Raw genomic sequence first — 26,801 nt, 5'->3', positions numbered from 1 at the left:
GAAAGAATGGGAAAAGCAGGTGATTTTCAGGATGTTATTCGAAAAAAAATAAACAGTTTACCGATTGACTCGGTCTCTGACGAATACCTATACGATAATGAATTAAGTGATATAAAGGAATGTGAAAATTTATTAAAGACGGTATTTAGTAAAATTCCAGAAGACTATTTAAGAAATCATGAGATTAATTTCGAACCGTTGGGAAGAAACCTAATACTTAACTTTGAGTATGGGGAGTTAGATGATGGGTTCTTAGCCGAAAATTCCTTGGATGAGGAACAAAGCAAGGTCTGGGACATAGTTTCTAATGAGGTTATCGCTGAGAAAATAGTTGGAAATGGGGAAAACATTAAGGATGAGCCACAAAAGGATTCAAATAATAAAAACATAGAGTATGATATTTATTCAAAAATCCTCAATAAATATACCCTGAAATGTTTAAAAGGGAGCCTTTACCTTTATAACAATAGCAAAGGTTGCTTCTTTGAACTTGAAGAATATCAAATTAGGACACTAGTACGAAGCGGTTGGTCAGATAAGGTAGAAAGATTACTATCTAAGGGCAGAGTTGACGATATAATTGACCGCTTAAAAAGTAGTGAGGCAATTCAGATACAGGAAGACGATTTAGATCCCTACGCCTACTTAATTAATTTTAATAATTGTGTATTGGACCTAAGAACAGGCAGGGAGTTAAACCATTCTCCAACATATCGCTTTACTAGTTTTATAAATTCTAATTACACTACGCATCGGACGGAAGGGAAACACTTTTTGCAGTTTATCCATCAATGTACAAGGGGTGATGAGCAGAAGACAATGCAGATTCAGGAACTAATAGGGTACGCAATCTCAAATTTTACTAATGCAAAAAAGTGGTTTGCACTAATTGGAGCCCCACACTCTGGGAAAAGTACAATTCTAGAAGTATTGACAGAAATTATTGGAGAGGATTACACAAGTAATGTACCCCTTCATGAATTAAGCGGAAGATTTTCTTTATCCGATTTATTTAAGAAGAAATTAAATGTTTGTGGTGAATTAAACGACAATGCATTAAAAAATATAAATACAATAAAAGCGCTTATAGGAAATGATAGATTAAGAGCTGATATCAAATATAAATCTGCCATCAATTTTATTAATAAAGCTAAAATAATCATGGCTGGTAATGCTATGCCTCAATTACAGACATTGGACAATACCACAGCATTTACAGACAGAATTTTGTTTGTAGTTTTTAATAATACGATTCCAGAAGGTAAAAGAGACTACAAATTGAAGGAAAAGCTTCTTTCCGAAAAGGATTATATTGTCCAATGGGCTGTAGAGGGTTTGGAGCGGTTAATAAATAATAATTTTATATTTACCGAATGTCTTGATTCTATTGAATTTAAAAAACAGTATCAAAATGAAATGAGCAATATAAATGATTTTATAACGGTGATGTGTGAGTTAGAACCTAACAATGATGAATGTAGGGTTCATAAGAGAGATCTTTATTCAGCCTATATAAACTATGCCAGAGATAACTGCCATAATATGCTTAGCAAAAAAGACTTCTTTAACGAAATAAAAAAACTACCTATTAGACAATCAAAATTCCGATTAAGAAAGTCTACACCACTCGATGGATTCACAGGAATTGCGTTGAAACAAATAGTTCAAGGGCGTGAGCATTTAAAAGAAGTTTGATAATAAGCGGCTACTTTATCTACACAAATCATTGAAATAGCTTAATTTACTATCTTTAGAACAATAAAACTGTAGATTTTAAGGTTAAGAATTTACTACGTTTTCTCTACAATTGGCTACAAATATAAAAGAGTTAAGATGCATGCATAATCAATATATATAAAGAGTATTTACCAGGATATTAAATATATATTATACCTTTGAGCAATGTTATAAGTCCTGGTATGCATGTATTCCTACAAATATTAAAACTATCAGGGGGAATGCTGGATGGTCGAGAGTAATGAAAAAAGCATATATACAATTTTAATTGAATTAATAAGTGATTTGCTCTATCAAGAATTAATTGTTGAAATGGAGGTGAAAGAGAAATGATAAGAGCTGTTATATATGCAAGGGTTTCTACGGCTGAACAGGCAGAAGAAGGATATTCTATTGATGCACAAATTGATACGGTAAGAAAAAGGATTGAGTTGGATGGTAAGCAAGTAATTTCTAACTATATTGATCGTGGCATCAGCGGTAAATCAATGGAGAAGAGGTTACAACTACAGCAGCTTCTTAAGGATGCAAAAGAAAAGAAATTTGATGAGGTATGGGTCTGGAAAACAAACAGACTAGCAAGGAATCACTTAGATTTACTTAAGATAGTAGAAGAGTTAAACAAAAGCAATGTGAATTTTAAAAGTTGCTCTGAACACTTTGACACAACAACTCCACAAGGAAGACTAATGATGAATGTATTAGCATCTATTGGTGAGTTCGAAAGGGAGACCATAGTAGATAACGTGAAAATGGGAATGAAACAAAGAGCAAGATTAGGAAAGTGGAATGGAGGTCAGGTATTAGGATATATAAGTGCCAAGAGTAACAAAGATGATACTAAAACAAGGTTAGAGGTAGTAGAAGAAGAAGCATTCATTGTTAGAGAAATATTTAAACTATATTCCGAAGGGAGGGGATTAAAGAGCCTTACAAATCATATTAATAAGCTTGGTTATAAATCAAAAAAGGGAAATATGTTTTCAATAAACGCAGTAAAAGAAATTCTGATGAATCCTATATATATTGGAAAAATTAGATATAATCGCAGGGAAAATTGGAGTGAGAAGAGGAGAAAGGGAACAAATAAAAATCCCATTATTGTGGATGGAGGGCATGATGCAATAATCACTGTGGATTTATGGGAAAAGGTTCAGAAGTTGTATAGTCAAAGATCCCATAAGCCCAATAGGGTATATAGTGGTTCTTATCCTTAACTGGCTTATTAAAGTGCCCAGCCTGTGGCTCGTCTATGGTTGCAGGAAGGGTTAAGAAAAAGCATAAGGATGGAAGTTATATACTTCACAGATATTATCATTGTGGAGCTTGGAGAAATAAGGGTACAGCAGCTTGTAGGTCAAATGGTGTTAAGGCAGATGAAACAGAAAAAATTGTATTTAATAAGATACAGAGTAATCTATTAAACGAAAAATTATTAAGCGACATTGTAAATAATTTAAATGAAAAAAGAAGGCACACGATAAAACCTTTAGAGGAACAACTACAGCATATTGATAGGGAGATTCGTGGATATGATAATAAAAAGAGTAAGTGGTTTGAACTATTTGAAGACGGTATGATCACGAAAGAAGACCTTTCGAAGAGGCTTGGGTCTATTTCAGAAGATATTGAAATCAAAAGGAAACATAAAGAATCAATTCAAGAAAAACTCCGATTAAATAATTCTGACCCTATTGAATTCCAAGTAGTTAAGAATTTAATGAGTAATTTAAACGAGATAATTAGAAATGCTAATCATGATCAGAAAAAAACAATCTTAAATTTAGTGGTTGATAAAATTGTATTAAGTAAAGAAAGGAAAGTTGAATCGATAATATTACACTTTGATGGAAAATCAAAAAATCACATATTGGATGAAAAAGAGGACGGATCTTCAGTTGAAGATCCGTCCTCTTTTAATTTTACTTTAGTTTTATAACCAAATTTTAAACGATATCATGGAGGAAGTTAAAATGAAAAATTATTTACCGATACAAAATGAGCAATTAAGGTTATTAGAAGTAGATCAATTTCAAAAGCAACCAGCTAAGAGAGTAAACATTGTTAGTCTAAAGTTGGTTAAAGAGAATAGTTTCCTTTATCCAGAAAGAAATGTCAGGTCGCCAGAAGATGCTTATAAACTACTGAAACAATTCTTAGTTGAAGTAGATCGAGAGTATTTTATAGTTGTTTGCTTAGATACAAAGAATCAACCTACTACAATAAATGTATGTCATATTGGGAGTTTAAATGCCAGCATAGTGCATCCCAGAGAAGTTCTTAAACCAGCTATACTTTCAAATTCTGCTTCCGTAATTGTTGCTCATAATCACCCTAGCAATGATCCAACTCCAAGTCGTGAAGATATTGAGGTGACCAAGAGATTAGTTGAAGCTGGAAAAATCATAGGTATCGATGTACTGGATCATCTTGTTGTGTGCGCAGATAAGTTTATTTCATTAAAAGAAAAAGGTCATATTTGAAATGTTCCTTAGTAAAAAATAAAATGATTCTATTCAATAAGCAAGGTTCCTATCATATCGTGATGGGAACTATTTTTTTTATAATATGAATTGGAGGTATATTGGCTATTTGTGGAGAAATATGTAAGTTGAACTAATAAAGAAAATAAGCAATTAAATAACATACCTATTTAACTGGAAATTTAGGAAGGTTGATTTGATGATTGAAGTAATATGGGAAAGAATAAATGAAAATGAAGGGCAAGTATTCAAACAAATTAAAGGTGGAGAATTTACCTATAAAGTAGAAGGTAATACGATAAAATTAAGCAGAACAAATCGTATCGTTTCTAAAAGCACCTTTGCTGAAGCCTTAAAAGATGTACCATTAGATAATACTGTTCCATTACAAAGTCTACAGGCTCCTTCATATTTATTTGCCATCCTTATGGACAAGAGAATCAGACAAAATGATTGGTAAATAAAACTGACGATGTTGATAAGGGGAATTGAGTGATGATATGGATGAATGTCGATTATCCAGATAAATGTTGCACGGTACATAAAAAATCTTGTTCATATGTCTTATCTAGTGAAACCACAACTAAAGGAATTGAACGCAATTTAAAGGATGGTGGATGGTATCAATTTGAATCCATAAGTAATGCTGAAATCAATAATAGAAATTTTTATGGTCAACTAAGATACAAAAAATGTAAAAAATGTTTCTAACATCTTGAGTTTTAGAAAGGGGAGAGAAAAATGGCGTTTCAAACAGCTCTCACAATTAGAGAAGTTATAGAAAATATCCATCGGAAAAAATATATTCTACCAGCTATACAACGTGAATTCGTATGGGATACTGACCAAATTGAACGACTATTCGACTCATTGATGCAAGGTTATCCTGTAGGTTCATTTCTCTTTTGGTATGTAAATAAAGAAAAAAGTAAGGAATTTCAATTTTACGAGTTTATAAGAGAATATCATGAAAGAGATAACCGTCATAACCCCAATGCAAGTATTAGTGGTGAAGAGGATATTATAGCTATATTGGACGGTCAGCAACGTTTGACCTCAATGTATATTGGTTTAAAGGGTAGTTACGCATACAAACTTCCAAGAATGCGTAGAGAAAACCCTTTAGCATACCCTAAACAACAACTTTATGTTGATTTATTAGCACCTTCAGAAGAATTTGATACCGTATATGATTTTAGGTTCTTAACAGAAGAAAGTGCTGCTGCTGATAATACAAATAATCTTGCTTACTGGTATAAGGTTTCCGATATTTTAGATATTAGGGATCAATATGAAGTGAATCAGTATCTTATAGAAAATGGGCTAGGTTCGATTGAAAAAGAAAAGGCTTTGTTTGCTAACCAGACACTTTTTAAACTTTATAAAGCTATTAATGAAACACCGAGTATAAATTACTATTTGGAAAAAGAACAGAAACTCGATAAAGTTTTAAATATCTTTATTCGTGTAAACAGTGGTGGAACAGCATTAAGCTATTCAGACTTACTACTCTCAATTGCAACTGCTCAATGGAAGAATAAAGATGCCCGAAAAGAAATCACTGAATTTGTAGACGAAATAAATCAGATTGGCGATGGATTTAACTTTAACAAGGATTTTGTATTGAAATCGTGTTTAGTGCTTTGTGATTTCAGTGATATTGCATTTAAAGTTGATAATTTTGATTCAGAAACAATGCAGAAAATTGAGCTGAAATGGGATAATGTAAAAAAAGCTATTCGATTAGCTGTAAGTCTTGTATCCAACTTTGGGTATAATCAAGAAACCTTAACATCTAATAATGCAATAATCCCAATTGCTTATTATTTATTGAAAATAGGATTACCACATAATTACGTTCAATCTTCTTCTTATAATAGTGACAGGCAGCGAATACATAAGTGGCTAATTCTTGCTTTATTGAAAAGAGTGTTTAGCGGACAGCCTGACAATGTTTTGAGACCATTAAGAAAAATTATACTAACTAACCATGCTGAATTCCCGCTTAATGCTATTATTGATGAGTTTAAAGGTAGTAATAAATCTTTTTCGTTTAATGATGATGAGATTAGCAACTTGCTTACCTATCAATATGGTCAGAAGCATACATTCTCTGTTTTAGCATTACTTTATCCGACTTTAGATTTTAGAAACAAATTTCATCTTGATCACATATTTGCGAAAAGTTTATTTACAAAGAAAAAATTATCTAATAATGGTGTACCAGATTATAAACAAGATATTTTCATTAGTGAATGTAATTCAATAGTCAATCTACAACTCCTTGAAGGTATTCCAAATCAACAAAAGTCCAATTTGATGTTTGATGAATGGATAGTAAAAACGTATCTAGATCAAAATAAGAGAACAGATTATATGGATAAACACTATATACCAAAGGCAAGTTTAAAACTATTAGACTTTGATACTTTTATTGAGAAACGTAGTGATATAATCTTTAATAAATTAAAATCTATTTTATCTGTCTGATATGTAAAATGCCTTCATATTGAATTGAAGGCATTTTATTAATAATAGTGAAATATAACAAAGTTCAGTTTTTATTGTATAAAGGAGAATTGGAATTTATGGGTATTATAGATTTTAAAGAAATAAAGAATGACTTAGAAAGTTGGGAACTATTTGCACAAGAATTTTTAAGTGAAAAATTTGAACTAATTGATCCACCTTCTATTGGTCCAGATGGAGGAAAGGATCTTATTGTAAAAGATAAAGTGAGTGATTTCTTATGGTTAGTAAGTTGCAAGCATTTTGCTCATAGAAATTCTTCAAATTCTGTGAATAGATCAGATGAAACAGATATAACAGATAGAGTTAAAGCTAAGAAATGTAATGGTTTTTTAAGTTTTTATTCTGCTTCTATATCGTCGCCTCTACTTACCAAACTTAACGAGTTAGTAGATTCAAAATCAATAGATGAGTTTGATCTATTTAATAGTGCAAGGATTGAAAGAGAATTAATAAATAGTAGTGCTGGAAGGATATTATTTCAAAGACACTTCCCAAAATCCTGGGAAAAATATTGTATTCTAATAAGAAATACAACCTTGTCGAATTTCATTCCTAAAAAAGACCCACAATTCTTATATTGTGAAAATTGTTCAAAGGAACTAGTAGAACACAGTGAAGATGCAAAAATTATTTTTATTCAGAATAAAACAAGTAATGTAGTAGAGGAAATTGCGATCTCTTGTAATGAATGTGAGGAAGAACATCTTAAATTTCTTAACTATGGACAAGCCGATTATAATTACTATTTTTACGAGGTAAATGATTTGAAAATGCCTACCTATTATCATTTGCAAATGAATAACTTCATGAAGGATATCTGGAGTGGAAATAGAAAATATACTAACCATACTTTTGATAAGTTTAACTTTGTAATGTTAGCTATGGGACAACTGGTTTATAGAAAAACAACTGAAGATGAACTTCAAAGGACATTTGACCTTCTCAAGGAGTTCAATAAAATAGAATAGTAAATAAAGTTTACCGAAAGAAGTGTCACGGTGAACCGCATCATAAGTAAAACATGTTGTTTAACCACGCAAACTCCTAACCTCAAATGTCAAAACCCCACTTTTTTGTTAAAATAGTTGTTACATAGTTGTATAGATGATGTAACAAATGTAATGCAAGTGGGAGGCTTCGTTTGATGAGAGGGAAGAGTTTGTTTGAGTTTATTGAGGTGGTCTCGAAAGATTTGTTGGCGCTAGCAGAGGATCTGGAGAGTATGCTGTTTTCCCAACCTCAATCTGTGATGATTCAGGCAAGGCTGTATACAGAAAATTTGATTAAGTTGGTAAGTAAAGACGAGGGCATTGAGGATGTGTATCCACTGAAGCATTCGGAGCGCATTCATAAGCTGTATCGTCAAAATGCGATTGAAGAGGATATTTACATAAAGCTTGAATGGGTGCGCAAGATGGGCAATAAGGCAGCCCATGATCTCACTCCACCGTCATTGGAGGATGGGATGAAGGCGCACCGTTATTTGTTTGATATCAGTGTCTGGTATATGCAGGTGTATGTGAACTATGACTTTGAGGCACCGGTTTATAAGTTGCGTGCTCCTGAGAAAAGCGAAAATCCATCTTTGTCAGAGGAGCAGATCAGTGAGCTGATGAAGCCGTTTTTTGAAAAGGGCATGCAGCAGATCGACAAAATGCGAGATGAAATTCAACAGCAGCTCGATGCTATAAAAGAGGAAAAAGAGCGGCTCGCTTTTCGGGAAGATCAAGTCACTGAGGGAGAAGCGGGAGAAGAAAAGGAATCGTTCTTTCTGTTTCAGTATCTAAATCAGGAGGGCCTGGAATATATAGATAAACGGGATAAGAAGGGTGCCTTATGGGTGGTTGGTGATTGGTCATTGAAGGAGAAGCTTTTTGCCCTAAAGGAGCATAAGCTTTATTTCCGCTTCTCTAAAAATGGTGCACGCTCGACTAATCAGGAGCCAGCCTGGTTTTTAATGAATAAAAGCTTTCATGAACAGCCGGACGATTATAAGCAGAATCAGCCTGTTCCTAAAGTTCATGTGCCAGAAAGAAAGCTTGCAACACCTGTTGCAGAGATCAGGGAAGTCCCGAAGGATTTCTGGCAGTCCGCCGGACAGATTAATCATCCTGTACATCTGGCAGGGATGTCCCTAGAGAACTTTTTTATATCCGCTGAAGGGCTGGAGGGATGTCAGACTTTTTCAAGTCTGAATGAAGACCGGCTGAGACAGCTGTATAAAGTTGATAAAGAGTCATTTTTTACTGTGATGCAGGAGCTTTATTTTCTAGGATTCCGTTTTCAAGACAGAATGGCGGCTTTTCAGCCTGGTCCTTCTCTAGAAAAAGATTGTATGGTCCGTATAAAACATGCATCCGGACTGAAGATCCGTGACGTGGCCCCGTTTGCGGTAAGTGAGGGGCTGGCTGAACGGAATATTAGACTTGTACAGGAGCTGGATCTGCTGCTACTTTCCTCACTTAACTGGTGGACAGGTACGGATAATGAGGATTGGCTGAAAAAGATTAAATACAACGCGGAAGTAGCAAATTCAGAGGCTGAAAAGAAAGAGATCTCTGATCATGGGGAGCACTCTCTCATTTACAAAGGAGAACAGTTGTCCATTTCCTTAAATGTGGCTGAAGCGCCGCTGAATGAAATCGGTGTTGAAGGCTGTGAGCACCTGATTAATAAATTTCAATCGATCGGTGTTGATAAGCTGAAGGATATTGATTTTCCGCTGGATGGGATTCATGAAAAGCTGAAGGGTGTCGGTGAAAGAACAGTCGATAAGTTCTGGAGTCAGCTCCCTGCCGAACGTCAATTAGTGATACAACCTGTGGAAGAAACTGACGGTGAACGAAAGGTGTTTTTTGAAGGGCAAATAATCGTAATTCCTGAGGAGCTCAAAGAAATCATGCTCGACAGTCAGGACTTCCCCGGAGCGGAAAAAGCGATTGGAAATATGAAGCAGAACGGGATAGAAAGTCTTAAGGATCTGCCTGCTGATTTAAAGAAATTGAAGGAAATTAAGGGTGTCGGCATTGGAAAAGTGAAGGCTATTGTTGAAAAGCTACCGGCTATCATTCAACGGGAACTTAACCTCGCAGAGATTGCATCGTTACCTCCTTCTGAGTATTACCTTTTTTTAATGAAGGAATGCCAGGAGTGGATTGGCAGAATTACTGAAAGTGAGGAAAATGCAAAGGCGGAAAAAATCCAGCCGAGGTACTTGGAGCTTACGAAAAATCGTTTTGATGCAGATCTTGAAGGTCAGCACTTAACTCTTGAAGCACTTGGTCAGGAAGCCGGCCTAACCCGTGAACGGATCCGTCAAATTATTGCAAAGGGCGATCAACGTTTAGCCGGAAAAGTGGAGCCAGTAATTCGCGCGTTTTTTGCTGCCTCACGGGATTCACTTGCAATAACTGAATTGAAGGATCTCGACCTTTCTTCCTTTAAGGATTACCTCATGGCAAAAGGGCTTGAAGTGCTAGGGTACGAAGTGTTTACGCGGGGCGGCTTAACTTATATAACAAAGCTTGGCAGAGATGCTCTTGAAGACCTTGAAAAATCCATAGTCCGTGAATTCCGCGAAGCTTTTCACCTGCATGTGATTAGTCAGGAGGATCTAACGCATTTCTGTGAGGAGAAAGCAGAGGACGACGCCCTTCCGGATTCCTTCGTTTCGGCAGTAGCTAAACCCGAGATCACCTGGGTTGCGGAGGGGCAGGGGATTCTATCCACCAGCCGTAAAAAGGATGTCGTTGAAATGGTTATGCTTCAATATCCTGAAGGGGTCGACGTATATAAACAGGAGCAGGAGCTGATTAATAAAGCCAATGATTTTATGCCCGGGGAATTTGAAGGAGAGCGGGCTTTTTATTCGATCGCGACGCGTGCAGATTTGTCTGAAACGTTTATTTTATGGGATCGTGGAAGGTATATTCATAACCGCTTCGTTACGGCAGAGGAGTCCTTTATTAAAGACACGCAGGAAATTGCGGTTCAGATAATGGAAAAGGACGGCCCGATTCATGTTCTTAAGCTATATGAAAGAGTGAAAAAGGAAGCTTTGGAGCAGAACATTCCGAGTGAATATGGTCTTTATTCACTGATGAGAAAATATTCGGATACCCGTCTGGATCTTCAGAAATTCCCGCATATTTATCCGGAGGGTACAGATCGTCAGATGAATGCGGATCATATTAAGGAATTTATTCGGGACCGAGGTGGACTGGCTACCTATCAGGAGATGTACGAGCAGTTTGTTGAAAAAAAAGGCTGGAAGAGGTTCACGCTTGAATACAATCTGACCACAAACGAAGAAATCGTTAGCTGCGGACGGGGAGAATATACGCTTTTATCTCTTTATTCCAATGTTTCATCCTCTGATTTGGACTTTGTTACCGCACAGATTCGGAATAAGCTGGAGGAATCCCCTATTACGCTTATTCATTCCTTTTTCGAACAAAATGAGTTGCTGATCAGGGATCTTGGGATAAAAAGTAAGCAGCTTCTCCATGCGATTCTGAAGGACAGGGAGAGAGACAGTTTCCGGATGCCGAGATATCCCTATATTCTCACAAAGGATGCAACGATTGATCAGTTTTCTGCTAAAGGGCTGATTGAGGAGTATATCCAGGAGCAGCAAGATATTGTTCCACGGGAGGAGGTCAGCCAGTGGATCACGGATGTGTTCGGAGAAAATGACAGCATTCTTGATATTGTTTTATTGAATTCAAAGGAAATTCTGTATTACTCAAAAGGGCAGTACGGGGAGTACATCCACAAACAAACGATCGGCTATAATGCGGAGCTGGAGCAGCGGATTCTAAAGGCAGCAGAGCAGCTTTTCTGTGAAGAGTCAGCGTTAAGGGGACGTGAATATGTCTTTCTTGAGGAGCTTGTAAAGGAGGATGTACTTCCTGAGCTGGCTAATGACATTGACTGGGGTGCAGAGCTGTTGGGAGATATTCTGAAAAAATCCGGACAATGGAATCTGATCGGATCCTACGGTGCGATTTTGACGCCAAAGAGCTCTTCCATTAGCACCAATACAGACTTTATCGGGCTTCTGTTGAAAACAGAGTTCGATGGTTCGGTGAGAATAAAGGACCTGCGCCAGTATCTAGCTGCAATTCAATATTCAAATGAAGGAAAGCTGCTCGTTGAGGTGGAGGAGGCATTGAAGAATCAGTCCGCTCCATTCGAAATCGACGGCGATGAAATTCTTTTACGAGACTGGAGTGAAGTAAACATATGAGCATTAAACTGATCGCGCGGGTTTCCTCTTTATTGGAAGAGGAAGATCCTATCGTTCATGAATTAATCATGGAAACCATTTTGCAGGTAAGTGCCAGCCCGATTTCACCGGAGGCACACTCGAAAAAAATCGACCGGCTGTTAGAACGGAAACTGAAAAGCAGGGGAGGTAATGAAGAATGATTATTCAAGCGCTCGAGCTGCAGAACTTCAGACAATATTACGGCTCCCAGCAGCTTGAATTTGCCTATTCAGATGAAGGAAGAATCGTAACAGTGATCCTTGGTGACAACGGGCGGGGGAAAACAGGGATCTACCGTGCGATCATGTTTGCTTTATTTGGTGACCTGAAGCTCATGCAGGATTCTGATGAAGCAGAGATCACGCTGGTGAATCTGAAGGCATTGAAGGAAAACCCAAGCCAGACTGAAGCACGAGTAACCGTAAAGTTTCTCCATGATCAGGAGACCTATGAAATATCACGCTCACTTGTTGCCGGCCAGATCGGCTCACAGGTGAAGGAGCAGTTGAAAGATCAAAAGCTCGTGCATTTGGAGTCCGGAAAAGAATGGACGACATCAAAGGATATCCTTCTAAAGCTGCAGGAAATTGTCGATGAACGCGTAAAGCATTATTTCTTTTTTGATGGAGAACGAATCGAGCGGCTCACAAGGGTCTCAAGACAGCAAAAAGATGAAATTTCTATGGGGATTAAAAATCTTCTTAAAATTGATGAAGTGTTAAAATCCCGAGATGTCCTGCGACTTCTTATGAAAAAATCAAAAAAAGAGCTTGGACAGTTTTCAAAGGGTGAATACAAGAAAGCGCTAATGGAGCTTGAGAAAAAGGAACTGGAACAATTAAACATTCAAGAGGACGAGAAAGCAAAAGCAAAGCTTCTCGTCAAGATGGAGAACGACCTGACTCTTATTGACCAGCAGCTAAAGGAATATGAAACGCTGAAGGTCCTGTTTCGTGAACGGGATGAGCTGGAAGAGCAGATTAAAAAAGCGGATGTCCTGATCACGGATAAAACAGAACACCTGAAAATTTATAACGAATACCTTCCGATGCTTGCAGGGGAGGATCATTTATATCACGTTCAGTCCAGTCTGAAAAATGAGCTTTCCGCTGATAATCTGTCCGGTATTTCTTCAGACTTTGTAGCAAAGCTAATTGAGGATATGAGGTGTATTTGCGGTACTGATTTAGAGAGAAATAACGAACAGTATTATCAGCTTGAACAGCTGAAAAGCTCAATAGCTGATTTTGAAGAAAACCGTTCTGCCCATGAGCTTCAAACCTCCATCCGTTCGCTTTTCTCTTACTTGAGCAAAAGACAGAGCACCATCGACTATCAGCTGACTGAAATAAGAGCTCTTCAATACGAAAAGGAAGAAAGCCAGGTGAAGCTTGAGCAGCTAAACAAAAGGCTATCCTCCTCCTCTGAGGGACACGTTCAGTCATTGAATGATCAACGCACCAGTCTGATCAAAGCCATTGCTGAAACAGAGGGTTTAATGAAACGTTTTAAGGAAAATCTAGCTACAATTGAAGAAGAGATCGGCACTTTAAATAATCAGCTAAAGGATCTGAAACGAAAAAGCGGAGTACGTGATCAGCTGCTCGATAAGCATGACATTTTAGAGCGCTCAGTTGCATCCATGGACGGATTGATCAAAAGATTTGAAGCAGAAATGATTGAAGAGCTGGAATCAGCCACCCAGCAGAATCTAAACTACCTGCTTGATGCAGCTGGACAATCTATGATTAAAAGGGTCGGTATTCAAAAAGACTTTTCAATAGAGGTATACAATGCTTTCGATCAGCCGTTTCTGGCGAATATCTCACAGGGGCAGAGACAAGTGCTTTCCTTAAGCTTTATTACCGCCCTCGCCCAGACAGCGGGTGGAGACAAGGCGCTTGAAATGCCGCTTCTCATGGATACACCGTTTGGACGTCTGTCTGAAATGCATCAAAGAAACTTGATTGAATATCTTCCACAGATTTGCTCCCAGTGGATTCTTCTCGTTACAGATCGGGAGTTTGGAGAAGAGGAAAAAGCAATTTTCGAAGAGTCTGATGCCATCGGCAAATACTATGAGCTTGAATCAACCGAACCTGGTGTCACCATGATACGTGAAATGCAGCCTGCTATGAAGGGAGGAATTTGAGATGTCCGATATCGGTCAGCTGCGAATCTATGTGGATGAACAGCACTTCCCGCTCTATCACCACATGGGAAAAACGCTGTTTCAGCAAAATAGCCAATTCTTCACCTTTTGTGCCATGATCGGCAAAAAAGAAAATCAAAAAAGCCTGGTCCCTCAAAAACACGAACTGTGCCGTGCCGTAACCCTTTCAGAACACGAATGGACTATGATAAAATCCGTCTACTACAAAGAAAACGGTCAGCTGGGCTCTTACAAGGAAATGACCCAACTTATGGAGCAATATGCCCACGCCGGTCTCACCCAACTCTTGGAAAATGACCTCCAGGATCTAGTTTCTCTAACAGACGGCCAGTACCACTTCACTAAAGAAGACCATGACATTCAGCTTTATCTCATGGAATATACGCTCAGGGTGAAGGATGAAGTACCATTTTGATGGAAAAAGCAGCAGGTGGGTCTGTATAGTTTTATTTTAATTCGAAATACATACTGATGCCTGACCCTAGTCCATTACTGTGCAAAGGGTCAGGCATTTTTCAATGATCTTGAGAAATGAGTTCAATATAAAAATAAATTCTACTTCTATTTGCATTTCTTTTTTTGGCTTTAACATTGAATCTACAATCTTTTTCATTGAAATCTGTAATATATGAAATTAATGCAGTGAAATAGTGAAGTTAGTGAAAAAATGGCTGTCGAGCGTTTCTTGACATCGTGAGTACATCTATTGAGATGTGCTTTCTTGTTTTTTAAAACTAATTTAAATATGTCCTTAAACCACATGAAATTTATCGATTGGAAATTATTTGATATACTAGTAGAAACAAAGATTTAGGAGATAGCCATGATATTAGAAATATTAAAGGCGCTAGCAAAACAAAATAAAGTAATCGAAACGTTAACTTTAAAAAAGAAAAACTATATAAGAAAAATGGATGAAGACGGGATTTATGTAGAAACAGAATCTTCTTTAGATAAGTTTCAACGAGGAGAAAAAAATGATTCTTTAGAATTCATTTCTTTTGATTTCCTTCAAGAGGCTTGGAATGAATTTTTAGAGAAACGAATTGCTACTGCCGAAGATTTTATACAGACAAAAGGAAGATCATCATTTGTTATGTCTTTTTTCTCTCAACTACCATTTGGGAGAGCGGTGGAAAAACAACAAAGAACAGCTATTTCATTAATTGAATTTAAGACAGACGATCTGCCAAACCAGCCTCTAGATAAGGTGATGAATTTTCTTCAAGAAATAACTGAAGGGAAATATCAACCTGAAAGCTTAAGTAAACAGGTTGAAGGAAATGAATACCGAATAAAGTCTAGAGCTCGGCAAGACTTAAGGCTGCTTGGCTTCATTGATCATAATCAACATCGGAATGAAGAGCTATTAATGGAATACATACGCGCAGATGACAAACTTGAAGTATTCAGGGAACAGATGTTAACTAAGGAATATTTTAAAATGGCACTGGAATTACTAGCGATTTTAAAACAAGCTACCCCTGAAGAAAAGAAGCAGGCTTTAGTTGAAATGGGGAAATTGATCGTTAGGAATTCTCTTGGAGAAAACTTAATGGTAGAGAGTGTGGCTAAAGAGAGAACGAACCATCTTCTCAATTGGCTTCAAGAAGTTGACCTAATCGATAACCAGTTAAATCCGTTAATATCTCTGACCATTTCAAAGGAGAATACAATGATTCGTGAAAAGCTCTTATACATAATGGATAATTACCTTAATGCAAGAACACAACCATTTGGGGGAAATCAGCTAGGGAGCTACGTTCGTAAAGAAGTTCCAGCAGAATTTAATAAGTTGGATTACATGGATAACGATTATTCTGTAACAGCTTCAGTTGGACAAGGAAATTGGGCCTCTGTTCCGTGGATTGCGATCATGAATAGAGAGATTACGACCTCTACTCAAAGAGGCTATTATCTTGTCTATTTATTTAGCGAAGATATGAAAAGGCTATATCTTACTCTAGCGCAAGGCGTAACTGAAACCTCTCGAGAAGATATGCTCAGAATTAAACAGGAAATCCGGGATAATGTTGAAACAATCCCTAAAGTGAAAAAGGACGATGAGTTGTATTTAGGAGAGTCATCGAAAGCAAAAGGTTATGCTTTATCAACTGCAGCCTACATCGAATACCAAAGAGATTCTTTTCCTTCTGAAGAGGAGCTAATAAACGATTTGGAGCAAATGATGAGTTATTATGAACGTTACATAGAGTATTCGGGTGAAAACACAGATGAACCAGACGTAACAAGTAATAAGAGTGATAGTGAGATAGTTGATCATATCCACTCATACATTTCAAACAAAGGATTCTATTACGAACGAAAAGAAATTTTCAATTTATATCTTTCTTTAAAAACCAAACCATTTGTCATTCTATCCGGTATTTCTGGAACAGGTAAAACAAAAATTGTAGAGTTATTTGCTGAAAGCCTTGGCGCCACAGCAGAAAACGGTCAGTTTGCCTTAATCCCCGTTCGTCCTGACTGGAGCGATGGTTCTGATTTAATAGGCTATGAGAATATAAGTGGAGTGTTCCAGCCAGGTCCTTTTACGAAAGTTTTAATAGAAGCGAATAAGCCGGAGAATCTGCATAAACCATATTTTGTGTTGCTGGATGAGATGAACCTTGCACGTGTGGAGTACTACTTTAGTGATTTATTAAGCATTATGGAGAGTCGGAAACGTGTTGATGGCGAATTTTTGTCAGCGCCAATTGTGGATCGTGAAGAGTTTGGAACGTTGTACTTAAGGGATAATCTTTATGTGATTGGTACCGTCAATATGGACGAAACCACTTATCCATTCAGTCCAAAGGTGTTAGATCGGGCCAATACGATTGAGTACAATGAGGTAGTGTTGGATCATTTTGGTTTCTTAACAAAAGATTCTGAGGTAGAAGCTATTTCTGTTTCGAACGATCAGCTGGCTGGGCGGTTTCTGAATTTGAAGGATGCCTTTTCTAATTATGAATCGTTAATAAGAGAGGTCACTGAACTTCTGATAGAGGTCAATAAAACGCTGGAACCGATTAAAGCACATTTTGGCTACCGGGTTCGAGATGAGATTTGCTTTTATATGATTTATAACGATGAAGGGAAGCTCATGAGTCAGGATGATGCCTTTGACTATCAGCTGCTTCAGAAGGTGCTGCCGCGTTTAACAGGGAACGATATGAAGACAGAAGATGCTTTAAAAAAGCTATTCCGTTTTTGTACGAGCCATGATTGGAGCGAGCAGCATGATGAATCGATTATTCGTGAAGCCCGTTTTAAGAAGTCTGCGAAGAAGTTATCCGGCATGATTTCCAACATTGTTCGCGATGGCTTTGCTTCCTTCTGGGGTAGTTAAAAAATGAATGGATCTGAAACGAAGGAGCTTTTATTTATAGAAACCGAGGATTTTACCCTTTTTATCAAAGGGACTCCATATAATCCAAGATTTCAAAGTCTTTCCCAATATAGAAAGCATACATCCATTGAAAAAGAGAAAATGACTTTTACCTATGAGGGAGAAGCAGTCGAGTCCGTTGAGCTTTATGACGTGGAGCACGATTCGCTGAGGGGACTTGATGACCACCCGCTCTCTCCCATCTTCTTTGAAAATGGCATCTATCAGATCGTGATTTCGCCTAAACATGACAAAATACTGAGCTTTTATCATGAACACCCAGGGCTTCGAAAAGCAGTCGAACCTGTTGGAAGAGGCAAGCATCCGATTCTCATGGGGAACCTTCAATTTATGAATGAAGTCGGGTATACGAGCTTTTCGGTTAAACACGATAAGAAGGTTTTACTGGAAGTGAAGCTTGAAATTTTCCCGACGAAGTTAAGCTATAAGGATGATTATCATAAGCTTTTGGAAGAAGTAAATGATGAAGTGTATAATTTGGCGTTTCATTTTATCAAGAAAACGTTCCTGGGCGCCTCGAGTCATTTGTCGGAAAATCCGTCCTTAGCAGAGTTCTATCGATTAATTGAATTTTATATCGGCAGTTTTACTCGATCCATTCAACGCATTGAGGAGCAGCCGCACCATCAGCTGTTGACAGAGCATCAGCTGGTGAGAGGTGAGCGGATCAAGAAGCTTGATCAAAAAGGGAGAAAGTATTTGCGCCGCAATCCCCAGCTTTTTGTAGAAACGAAAAATGGAGTAGTTCTGCACGACAAACCCGTCTTTCCTGTAAAAGGACTAACGGCTCGAAAAACGATAACGTATGATACGCTTGAAAACCGATTTGTGAAGTGGATGATGGAGCGGCTCCATCATAAACTGAAGGATTTGGAAGAGAAACTACGTCAGCCAGGTCGATACGAAAAGAAAGCAGATGACGATTTATTAGGAAAGACCATATTGATGCAGGCTGCCTTGAAAACTTCTTTAAACAAACCTTTTTGGAAATCAATCAGTGGGTTGGACCGGACAGCGACAAGCATGGTCATTCAGCGGAAAATGGGCTACAGGGAAGCCTATAAAATCTATCTCATTGTGACAAGAGGACTGATGCTTGAAGGAGAGCTCTATAAAATGTCTGTGAAGGATGTTGCGACCCTTTATGAGTATTGGACGTATCTCAAAATGGGCCAGATACTTCGGGCAAACTATATCCCACAATACCAGGATGTTGTGAAAATCAGCCATGGGTCGCTGTTTGTGAATTTGGACCAAACCGCACAAGCAAAACAAGTCTTTCTGCATCCTGAAACCGATGAGCGGATCATTTTATCTTTTCAAAAAAGAGACGGTCAGCTCCCAACCGTTACGCAAAAACCTGACATTATGCTCGAAGTCGAGAAGAAGCATGCCCACAACCGCTATCACTATGTCTTTGATGCCAAATACCGGATCGATTTTGACTTTAACAAGAACCCCGAGGAAAGTAATGCTGAGCGGGTTGGGCCGATGGAAGAGGATATTAATACGATGCATCGGTACCGGGATGCTTTAGTACAGAAGCATCATGACCGTGGTCATTTTGAGCGGTATGCGTTCGGGGCATATGTTCTTTTTCCATGGAACGAGGAAGAGGCGTATCGTGAACATCCTTTTTATAAAAGCATCGATGAAGTGAATATTGGCGGGCTTCCGTTTCTGCCGAATTCAACGATGCTTGTTGAACAGTTGGTAGAGCGGCTAATCGAAAGCAGCCCAGAGGACCTGCAAGAGGAAGGGGTATTGCCTGCCGGTGCCTGGACTCACTGGCAGTCATCGTTGGATGAAAAGGTTCTCGTCTCGACGGTGAATGATGAGGATATGTATCAAAAGTTTAAGAGATTCAAATATATTGACGTGGAAGCTGCCCAATTGAAAAGAGGCTGGCAAGGAAGTGTCTATGCTGCATTATATGTCACAAGCCATGTGAGTGATGCAACAGGTGCAGCCAATGGGATTCAATTTTACGGAAGGATCCTTGACGTAAAAGTGGAGGGGGATCTAGTAAGGTTTGAGGTCGAAAGCTGGAAGACATTGAAGAACGTCATCCAGCCAGTCGGATACGGCATTCAGTCATATTTGATCACGACCATGCCGTTACTGGTGCAAGCAGAGGAACTTCCTGAACTGTTTATGAAGTCCGCTGAAGAAATTAAGCTGTGGCGGATGCTGCGAAGACTCAAAAGTAAAGTGAGAACAAGCTTGGATGAAGTCACAATAGATCACGCTCGAAAAATCCAGGCGTATCAAATTGGACATGTTGAAGTGTTATTCAATGAGGAAAATGAACAAATCGAGATCATGCAGCATGATGATCTCATCAACGCAGTCCCATTTGAAACTTTCCAAAAGCAGCCCACACAAGCGTTTAAGATCATTAGAAAATCATTTTTAGGTAGATGCCTTTTCATATAGAAGAGGCACCTTTTTTTATATCCACCAGGAAAATATACCCATTAGTTTTGAAAAATAAAAGGTGTAGGCCAATCTGTTGGAGAATTTTATAGTAAAGAACTTACGCTGAGGTGAACGATATGTCTCCAATCTCCTATAAAGATTATGATGGACTTGGCTTGGCTGAATTAGTGAGAAAGAAAGAAGTGCAACCGAATGAATTAGTAGAATGCGCGATTCAGGAAATCGAACGGCATAATCCCAACTTAAATGCTGTGATACATAAAATGTATGAACAAGCGAAGCAATCACTAGATATGCCGATTCCAGAGGGGCGGTTCATGGGTGTCCCGATGCTGCTTAAGGACATCACCCAGGAAGTGAAAGGGGAGCCGATCACGTCAGGATCGAGGTCGCTGCAGCAGTACCGGGCAGCCGAGGATTCGAACTATGTCCGAAAGCTGCGGGAGGTCGGTGCGATATTCCTCGGCCAGACGAATGTACCGGAGTTTGCGCTGATGGGAAATACCGAGCCTGCTTTCTATGGCCCGACCAAGAATCCTTGGAATATGGGGCATACACCTGGAGGTTCGAGCGGGGGATCGGCTGCAGCTGTCGCATCTGGAATGGTGCCAATTGCGGGAGCCAATGATGGGGGAGGATCGATTCGGATTCCTGCTGCTTATTGCGGGTTGTTCGGATTAAAGCCGACAAGGGGAAGGACGCCGGTTGGACCAACTGTCGGCCGGAATTGGCAGGGGGCCTCAGTCGATCACGTCCTCACAAGATCCGTGCGGGACAGCGCCGCCATGCTCGATGAATTATCGGTCCATGAAAAATCGGCAGCCCATCATGCCCCTCTCTTTCAAGGGTCATATCTTGATTATGCGAATATTCCTTTGGAACATCCGATGAAAATCGCTTTTTCCTTCGATTCCCCACTCGGAACAGAGGTGCACCCGGAATGTAGAGAAGCCGTTTTGAAAACCGTGAAAATGTTGGAGTCGATGGGCCATCATGTAGAGGAAAAGACGCCTGCCATCGATGGAGTGAAATTGGCCAATAGCTATATGATGATGTACTTTGGGGAAGTGGCGGCAGCGATCAAGTCAAGTGAGCAAGTGCTTGGAAGAAAAGCAAGATTTAACGATGTAGAGGCGACGACCTGGATTTTGGGCTTGCTCGGAAAATCGATGTCGGCAGAGGAATTTGTCCTTCATTTAAGGGAATGGGATAAAGCGGCGTATATCATGGAACAGTTCCATGAAACCTATGACTTCTATGTGACGCCGACAACTGCCTTCCCACCGGCCAAAATCGGCGAACTGGATCCAAGTCCGATGCAAAAACTGGCCATTAATCTCATCGGCAAAATGCGATTGGGCAGCCTATTGAAAAAAACAGGTATCGTAGACCAACTCGCCACGGAGAGCCTCATGCGAACCCCTTTTACACAACTAGCGAATTTGACCGGACAGCCCGCCATGTCCGTCCCGCTGCATCAAACCGCTGACGGACTGCCGTGCGGAGTACAATTCATGGCAGCGAGAGGGAGTGAACACCTGCTGTATCAACTGGCAGGGGAGCTGGAGGAGTCGCCTTATTGGTTGGATTTCCGTGAAAATCCGGTGTTTCAAGCTTGAAGCTTGGGGAACAAGGGATAGTTGAGTTTGTAAAAATAGAAATGATTAGAGTAGAAGGTGCGAGATAACAATCCCCCAGTTTCCTGTAGTTGCTTCGTCCAAAAGGCAATTATGAATTTTAACATTAGTATCTCTTTATTCATTGTTAATCACTCTTTTTTGAGGAAGTCTAAAAGTATTTAAACTAAAATTAGTTATGATCCCTAAAAATTGAGTTAAAGGAATAAAAAGGATAATTACTCTAATTTATAGAATGTAAAGTCTATATGCAATATATAGTGGGGTGATCATGTGGAAAGAATTCTTGAATTGCACTACAACTTTTTTGAGGATATGCAAAGTGATCTAGAATTAAGAGAAACTTTAGAGCGAGAAAAAATAACGGTACTTAATGGATTCTATAAAAATTTTAAATTAGTAAAGAAATATTATAAGCATGTATATTCAAATCAATCAGAAAGAGTTGTACTCTGTGGAATTAATCCAGGGAGAAATGGTGCTGGAAAGACTGGAATACCGTTTCTTGATTTTGATTCTGTATCTCAAATAATTTCTGACCTTGATAGAAATGATAAGGAATCCAGTGCGCAATTTATAAAGTCCATTATTAATGAAATTGGGACTGAATCCTACTATAGCAGTATCTATATGACGAATATTTCATGGTTTGGATTTACGAAAGAAGAGAAAAACTTAAATTATTATGATCTACCAGAGTCTTTATCAGATAGATTTACCGATTCATTTATAGAAGAAATGAAAATTCTTAAGCCAAGAACTATTGTCCCATTGAGCAGAGAGGTTGAAAAAACATTAAAGAAAATGAGAGAAGATGGGAGGTTACAATTTCCGGTAGCCGACCGCTTACCACATCCTTATTATTGTTCTATAGGAAAAAACGCTGTAAAATACAAGGAGATATATGTAAATAGATTAACTGATCTAATTGGAGATAAGAAAAATGTTTTATCTTAACTTATGATCGAAGGAATTCTCAATAGTGGCATGTATTTTAAACTAATTGGGGTGGTTTGAAATGGAGAATACATTAGACTTAAAAAAAGATATGCATAATATTTATATTAAAGCTAAAAAAGAGTGTAATTATAATGCCTCAAGATATTTACAGATGATATCCACCAATGAGAGTCCAGTTACAATAGCAAGAAAACTAACTATATCAAATACTCCCACTGAGGGATTCACTAAATTATGGGAAATGGGCAGGCTTGATTTAACAGTGGAAGCCCTTATATATGAGAATGAAGAGTATCATAAATTCTTCACTGAAGAAGAATTGTACTTTATTAAGAATAAGCTTTCTAAGTATAGTTATCTGTAATTAAAATAAGATTAAACTATTAAATGGCTCAGCTTTAGTAGTTTATTATATGAAGTTTTTTTCAATCATTCGATGCCATCGAATGATTTTTTTTATAAAAAAAATCTAACGAAAAGGTACTAAACTATCGAATGAAAAATCTCACATATGAGTCATAATATCTATCTATAAATCATTCTTTTTCCTTGCGAATTTTACAGTTAATTTACATAAATTTGGTGATCATGTAAAATGTTAAGAAGAATTTAGAGTTTTTATCAGAAGAGGAGTAAACCATGTATACACAGCAGAAAGATCCTTTATGGAAGTTCTCACCAATCCCAAATATAGAAGAATCAAATTTTAATAAAATTCTAGAGCGTTTTTATAATATGCGTGTAACCGGTCTCACGCGTGAAAATACTCAAAACTCGATGGATGGTCGTTTAATTGGCTCTGAGGGGCCGGTTACTTTAACGATTAAGACCGGAAGTATTAAGAAGGCAGACATTCCTGGGATAAATGATGTGATTGATCGCATTAAGTCTTTACAAGGAAGAAACAGTTATACCAAAGAAACAATTGATCATATGCTTAATAAAATCAGCCAGGAAGAGGTTAGATACATATCGTTTGAAGACTCCAATACAAGAGGGCTGACTGGTGCTAAAAATGGTCAAAGCAACTGTGTACGTGATACTTGGGGAATATATGCATACAACAAGGGCGTTCATTTTGAAGAGGCTGATTCTGAGATGGAAACATCACGCGGCGGTTCTCATGGTGTAGGGAAAATTGCTTCCAATGCTGCATCAGATTTACACCTTATGTACTTTGCTAACTGTGATGAGCATGGAGATAAGCACTTAGGAGGAACGGTTCAACTAATTGAGCATTTCTACGAGGGAAAATATTATCGTTCTACTGGTTATTTTACAGATATTAACCGTGATGAATCCAAGTTTTATCCATACGAAAACAATTTTCATTCTGTTTTTGCGAAAAACACCAGAGGGCTGAAAATCATCATTCCGTTTCTTAGAGAAGAATATGATAATGAGAATGATATCATACAGAGCATTTGTGATAGTTTCTTTGTATCTATTTTAGAAGGGAAACTTGAGGTTATCGTCAATGAAGAGAAAATTACTCGTGAGACGATCATTAATTATGTGAAAGACGCCAAGTATTATGAACAGGAAATTACCGAGTCGAAAAAAGTATTCACCCCTTTATATGTAGATACCTATTTGAACGAAACACCTAGAGAATTGAAAGTGTCAGATAGCGTTAGAGATTATCATTTTAATTTATATTTCCGATATAACGAACAAATTCCAAAGGGCCGTGTCGCCATTGTTAGAACCATTGGGATGAAGATAGAAGATTTTAAAGTGGCTTCTAATGCGAACAAACCTTATAACGCCGTTCTTATTGGCGGCTCAGATGAAGATGCGTACATAAAGTCCCTCGAAAATGAATCCCATACAGAATTATCCTGGGAGCATATTAAGGATGCTAAGCTGCAAAAACGTGCAAAACGATTTATCAATAACTTATCTCGTGAGATGGCAAAAGTTATTGAAGAAGCGATAAAAGAAAACAATCCTACAGACGGTGTGCTCAACACGGAAGATATTCTGTACGTTGTAGAAACTCAATTTAAGAATGATTTATCTGAGAGTCTTGGAACTGTCATGATTAACAAAGGAAAGTCAGTTGTTAAAGCGTCCGCAGATGTTCCGAAGAAAGCGAAGAAGAAAAAACCAGAAGGAAAAGACGGGAAAGAAAAAACAGAGAAAAAACGTGATCCCTTAAAGCGTCAAAAAAGAGAAGAAAAGGTCACGGAATCGGAAGAAGAGCTAAAGACAAAATATAGCGCAAATCCGGAGATGGTGGAGCGAATTATTCTGGAAAATAAAGAATTAATTAAGTTCAATTTTACCGAGAGTGATTTGATTACAAACGAAGAAACCTGTGACATCTCTCTTTCTATTATTGATGGTATGGGTGTTGAGTACACGGATGAGTTTAACCTGCAAGGTAACTACCATTCAATTGCCGATCTTTATTCTGGAAAAGAATATGAGATCGATAATAACGTCATTAAGGATGTTCGAATCCGTCAAGGGGTATCAGAACTTCAATTAAGACTTAAAGACAACTTTAACAAATCACTAAAATTTGTGTATTACATCGAGGTGTAACATGATCTATAAAAAAGATGCCAACTTTCCATATCCTGTACTTACAAATACGTCCAATAGTTATGCTTCCAGTCAGTTTATTTTAGATGTGGAACTACATGAAAACGTGCACCATTATCAGTTTGATTTTAACTATGAAATTGACTCGGAATTTATGAACAACCTGTTAAAGAACAGACAAGCTATTCCAATTTTAATTATTCAGTCAAAGGACAATAAGTTCTTTAAATTGGATTTGTCACAACGGTCGATCAAACTGCTAAAATCCCGAATTTCAATAAGCAGCCGTACGTCAATACAGTTGCATATTCAATCGATTGAAGATATATCCTTTAGACGCAATGAGGATTTAAGCATCTTTTACGAAAAGTTTAAGGATGAAATTGTAGTGCCGAAACATTCCATCCTTGGTTATTCCAATGTAGTTATGTTTGAAGGAAGTACTACCAAGCCATTGGAACTTTTTGAAAAGAAGCTTAATCCAGACCTAAAGTCAGCGATAAAGATTGAACTAAGCCATGAAACCATAGTCATTCAATATCGAAATGAAGAGTTCCAGTTTAATAACCTGCCAAAAAGCAACACTTTAAATAACCCTTATGTCTATACTGGAATGCATATGGCTCTGCAGCGTTTCATCGTTAATAACGGTGAAGATAATGAATCTGTGGATTTGCTTGAGATCGATCCACCAGCCAATCCTCTCGATCTAAAACTGTATCATCTTATGAGGAAGAAGATGGTAGAAGAATTAAGCATCGATACGATTGATGAAGTGATCTACGCCATATCCGATCGGATGATTGAAAAATATACATCTGTTGTAAAGGGGTTAATTTCAAGTGGAAATTAGACTTTTAGAAAAAGGCTACAAAAATAATGAGCAATTCTACAAGGATTTCTTAGAGGATCAACTTCAGGTGAAGGAAGAATATTTCTCTAATGAGGTCGTACACCTTGATAAAACACCAGACTTTCCAATCTATATCGCGCAAGGCAGCGAGACCGAACGTAAGGAATTGTTTTTAGAAGCAATCCGTATCCTTACAGATTATTATCTCGATACAGATAGGGATATCCATCTAAATGAACTCTTCTGGCATTCACTTTTGGTAACGAAAAGAGAATATTTATTAGAGAATTATCCTAAAATTAATGAAGGAATTAATCATTTTAATAACATCGTACTGAAGAAATTTGACTGGGAGAATTATATTTATAAATGTGTCCTCGGAGCCCAGTATATAAATGATTTTGTAACAGATCCTGAGCAAAGAGAACGTTACTATTCATTATTAGTCGATAACTTAGATATCTATAACTATATTATTAAGTATGAAATTTTCCGGAATGACCGGTTTTTAATAAACATTTTGGATATAATCGATGAATTAGATCTCTCCAAAATCTTAAAATCGAAAATAAAAAACAGGGACGATTTGGGAAAAGACGAACGGGTCGGCAGGCGGGTAATATTTGAATTTAATAAGAGTTATCCGGTTATAATGTCTCCCATGTTAGAGAAGGATGAGCTAAAGCCTATCTTTTTAAAGTATTTGAGTTATTATTATGATTCTACTGAGGTGCTGGAAGAGGTATAGGGTATTGG

19 protein-coding genes are annotated in these 26,801 nt (G+C 37.9%); all 19 read left to right on the top strand.

Going from position 1 to position 26,801, the window contains the following annotated elements; translation table 11 throughout:
- Positions 1 to 6: 6 nt before the first annotated feature.
- A complete protein-coding gene (locus D9X91_RS16750; RefSeq protein WP_121681803.1) occupies positions 7 to 1,695 on the top strand; it encodes a DNA primase family protein in 1,689 nt (562 codons plus the stop codon).
- A 371-nt stretch (positions 1,696 to 2,066) separates the two neighbouring features.
- The gene (locus D9X91_RS22925) at positions 2,067 to 2,954 is read left to right on the top strand and encodes a recombinase family protein (RefSeq protein WP_233569829.1); all 888 of its coding nucleotides are present in this window, start codon (positions 2,067 to 2,069) and stop codon (positions 2,952 to 2,954) included.
- Between the two features lie 35 nt (positions 2,955 to 2,989).
- Positions 2,990 to 3,676 (top strand): zinc ribbon domain-containing protein, encoded by a 687-nt coding sequence (locus D9X91_RS22920; RefSeq protein ID WP_233569828.1) that lies wholly within the window; start codon positions 2,990 to 2,992, stop codon positions 3,674 to 3,676.
- 34 nt (positions 3,677 to 3,710) lie between these two features.
- Positions 3,711 to 4,220: a RadC family protein gene (radC, locus tag D9X91_RS16740; RefSeq protein ID WP_121681802.1), complete on the top strand. Its 510-nt coding sequence runs from the start codon at positions 3,711 to 3,713 to the stop codon at positions 4,218 to 4,220.
- A gap of 199 nt (positions 4,221 to 4,419) precedes the next feature.
- Positions 4,420 to 4,680, top strand: a complete 261-nt coding sequence (locus D9X91_RS16735; protein ID WP_199738132.1) for a hypothetical protein — start codon at positions 4,420 to 4,422, stop codon at positions 4,678 to 4,680.
- Positions 4,681 to 4,961: 281 nt separating this feature from the next.
- Positions 4,962 to 6,710, top strand: a complete 1,749-nt coding sequence (locus D9X91_RS16725; protein ID WP_121681799.1) for a DUF262 domain-containing protein — start codon at positions 4,962 to 4,964, stop codon at positions 6,708 to 6,710.
- A 98-nt stretch (positions 6,711 to 6,808) separates the two neighbouring features.
- Complete coding sequence (locus tag D9X91_RS16720) at positions 6,809 to 7,720, top strand: hypothetical protein (protein ID WP_121681798.1); 912 nt, start codon at positions 6,809 to 6,811, stop codon at positions 7,718 to 7,720.
- 176 nt (positions 7,721 to 7,896) lie between these two features.
- Entirely contained in the window at positions 7,897 to 12,000 is a 4,104-nt protein-coding gene (locus tag D9X91_RS16715) for a DUF4145 domain-containing protein (RefSeq protein WP_121681797.1), read from the top strand.
- A complete protein-coding gene (locus tag D9X91_RS16710; protein ID WP_121681796.1) occupies positions 11,997 to 12,182 on the top strand; it encodes a hypothetical protein in 186 nt (61 codons plus the stop codon). The genes D9X91_RS16715 and D9X91_RS16710 overlap by 4 nt, the downstream gene beginning before the upstream one ends.
- The gene (locus D9X91_RS16705; protein WP_121681795.1) at positions 12,179 to 14,173 is read left to right on the top strand and encodes an AAA family ATPase; all 1,995 of its coding nucleotides are present in this window, start codon (positions 12,179 to 12,181) and stop codon (positions 14,171 to 14,173) included. Before D9X91_RS16710 ends, D9X91_RS16705 begins: the two co-directional genes overlap by 4 nt.
- Position 14,174: 1 nt before the next feature.
- On the top strand, positions 14,175 to 14,609 hold the full coding sequence (locus tag D9X91_RS16700) for a hypothetical protein (RefSeq protein WP_121681794.1): 435 nt from the start codon (positions 14,175 to 14,177) through the stop codon (positions 14,607 to 14,609).
- A gap of 408 nt (positions 14,610 to 15,017) precedes the next feature.
- On the top strand, positions 15,018 to 17,546 hold the full coding sequence (locus tag D9X91_RS16695; protein WP_121681793.1) for an MrcB family domain-containing protein: 2,529 nt from the start codon (positions 15,018 to 15,020) through the stop codon (positions 17,544 to 17,546).
- A 3-nt stretch (positions 17,547 to 17,549) separates the two neighbouring features.
- The gene (locus D9X91_RS16690; protein WP_121681792.1) at positions 17,550 to 20,042 is read left to right on the top strand and encodes a restriction endonuclease-like protein; all 2,493 of its coding nucleotides are present in this window, start codon (positions 17,550 to 17,552) and stop codon (positions 20,040 to 20,042) included.
- A gap of 119 nt (positions 20,043 to 20,161) precedes the next feature.
- Positions 20,162 to 21,664 carry an amidase family protein gene (locus D9X91_RS16685; RefSeq protein WP_121681791.1) on the top strand — a complete coding sequence of 501 codons (1,503 nt, stop codon included), beginning with the start codon at positions 20,162 to 20,164 and terminating at the stop codon, positions 21,662 to 21,664.
- 291 nt (positions 21,665 to 21,955) lie between these two features.
- On the top strand, positions 21,956 to 22,639 hold the full coding sequence (locus D9X91_RS16680; RefSeq protein WP_121681790.1) for a uracil-DNA glycosylase family protein: 684 nt from the start codon (positions 21,956 to 21,958) through the stop codon (positions 22,637 to 22,639).
- A 61-nt stretch (positions 22,640 to 22,700) separates the two neighbouring features.
- Complete coding sequence (locus D9X91_RS16675) at positions 22,701 to 23,006, top strand: hypothetical protein (protein WP_121681789.1); 306 nt, start codon at positions 22,701 to 22,703, stop codon at positions 23,004 to 23,006.
- A gap of 275 nt (positions 23,007 to 23,281) precedes the next feature.
- Complete coding sequence (locus D9X91_RS16670) at positions 23,282 to 25,192, top strand: hypothetical protein (protein ID WP_121681788.1); 1,911 nt, start codon at positions 23,282 to 23,284, stop codon at positions 25,190 to 25,192.
- Position 25,193: 1 nt separating this feature from the next.
- A complete protein-coding gene (locus D9X91_RS16665; RefSeq protein WP_121681787.1) occupies positions 25,194 to 26,045 on the top strand; it encodes a hypothetical protein in 852 nt (283 codons plus the stop codon).
- Positions 26,035 to 26,793 carry a hypothetical protein gene (locus D9X91_RS16660; protein ID WP_121681786.1) on the top strand — a complete coding sequence of 253 codons (759 nt, stop codon included), beginning with the start codon at positions 26,035 to 26,037 and terminating at the stop codon, positions 26,791 to 26,793. Before D9X91_RS16665 ends, D9X91_RS16660 begins: the two co-directional genes overlap by 11 nt.
- Positions 26,794 to 26,801 lie beyond the last annotated feature (8 nt).

The sequence above is a fragment of the Falsibacillus albus genome, assembly GCF_003668575.1.
Taxonomy (GTDB): domain Bacteria; phylum Bacillota; class Bacilli; order Bacillales; family DSM-25281; genus Falsibacillus; species Falsibacillus albus.
This window is presented reverse-complemented; position numbering and strand designations above follow the sequence as displayed.

Excerpts from the sequence above, each read along its gene's own strand:
- D9X91_RS16750 (WP_121681803.1), top strand. The coding sequence starts at position 7 with ATGGGAAAAGCAGGTGATTTTCAGGATGTTATTCGAAAAAAAATAAAC.
- D9X91_RS22925 (WP_233569829.1), top strand. The coding sequence starts at position 2,067 with ATGATAAGAGCTGTTATATATGCAAGGGTTTCTACGGCTGAACAGGCA.
- D9X91_RS22920 (WP_233569828.1), top strand. The coding sequence starts at position 2,990 with ATGGTTGCAGGAAGGGTTAAGAAAAAGCATAAGGATGGAAGTTATATA.
- radC (WP_121681802.1), top strand. The coding sequence starts at position 3,711 with ATGAAAAATTATTTACCGATACAAAATGAGCAATTAAGGTTATTAGAA.
- D9X91_RS16735 (WP_199738132.1), top strand. The coding sequence starts at position 4,420 with ATGATTGAAGTAATATGGGAAAGAATAAATGAAAATGAAGGGCAAGTA.
- D9X91_RS16725 (WP_121681799.1), top strand. The coding sequence starts at position 4,962 with ATGGCGTTTCAAACAGCTCTCACAATTAGAGAAGTTATAGAAAATATC.
- D9X91_RS16720 (WP_121681798.1), top strand. The coding sequence starts at position 6,809 with ATGGGTATTATAGATTTTAAAGAAATAAAGAATGACTTAGAAAGTTGG.
- D9X91_RS16715 (WP_121681797.1), top strand. The coding sequence starts at position 7,897 with ATGAGAGGGAAGAGTTTGTTTGAGTTTATTGAGGTGGTCTCGAAAGAT.
- D9X91_RS16710 (WP_121681796.1), top strand. The coding sequence starts at position 11,997 with ATGAGCATTAAACTGATCGCGCGGGTTTCCTCTTTATTGGAAGAGGAA.
- D9X91_RS16705 (WP_121681795.1), top strand. The coding sequence starts at position 12,179 with ATGATTATTCAAGCGCTCGAGCTGCAGAACTTCAGACAATATTACGGC.
- D9X91_RS16700 (WP_121681794.1), top strand. The coding sequence starts at position 14,175 with ATGTCCGATATCGGTCAGCTGCGAATCTATGTGGATGAACAGCACTTC.
- D9X91_RS16695 (WP_121681793.1), top strand. The coding sequence starts at position 15,018 with ATGATATTAGAAATATTAAAGGCGCTAGCAAAACAAAATAAAGTAATC.
- D9X91_RS16690 (WP_121681792.1), top strand. The coding sequence starts at position 17,550 with ATGAATGGATCTGAAACGAAGGAGCTTTTATTTATAGAAACCGAGGAT.
- D9X91_RS16685 (WP_121681791.1), top strand. The coding sequence starts at position 20,162 with ATGTCTCCAATCTCCTATAAAGATTATGATGGACTTGGCTTGGCTGAA.
- D9X91_RS16675 (WP_121681789.1), top strand. The coding sequence starts at position 22,701 with ATGGAGAATACATTAGACTTAAAAAAAGATATGCATAATATTTATATT.
- D9X91_RS16670 (WP_121681788.1), top strand. The coding sequence starts at position 23,282 with ATGTATACACAGCAGAAAGATCCTTTATGGAAGTTCTCACCAATCCCA.
- D9X91_RS16665 (WP_121681787.1), top strand. The coding sequence starts at position 25,194 with ATGATCTATAAAAAAGATGCCAACTTTCCATATCCTGTACTTACAAAT.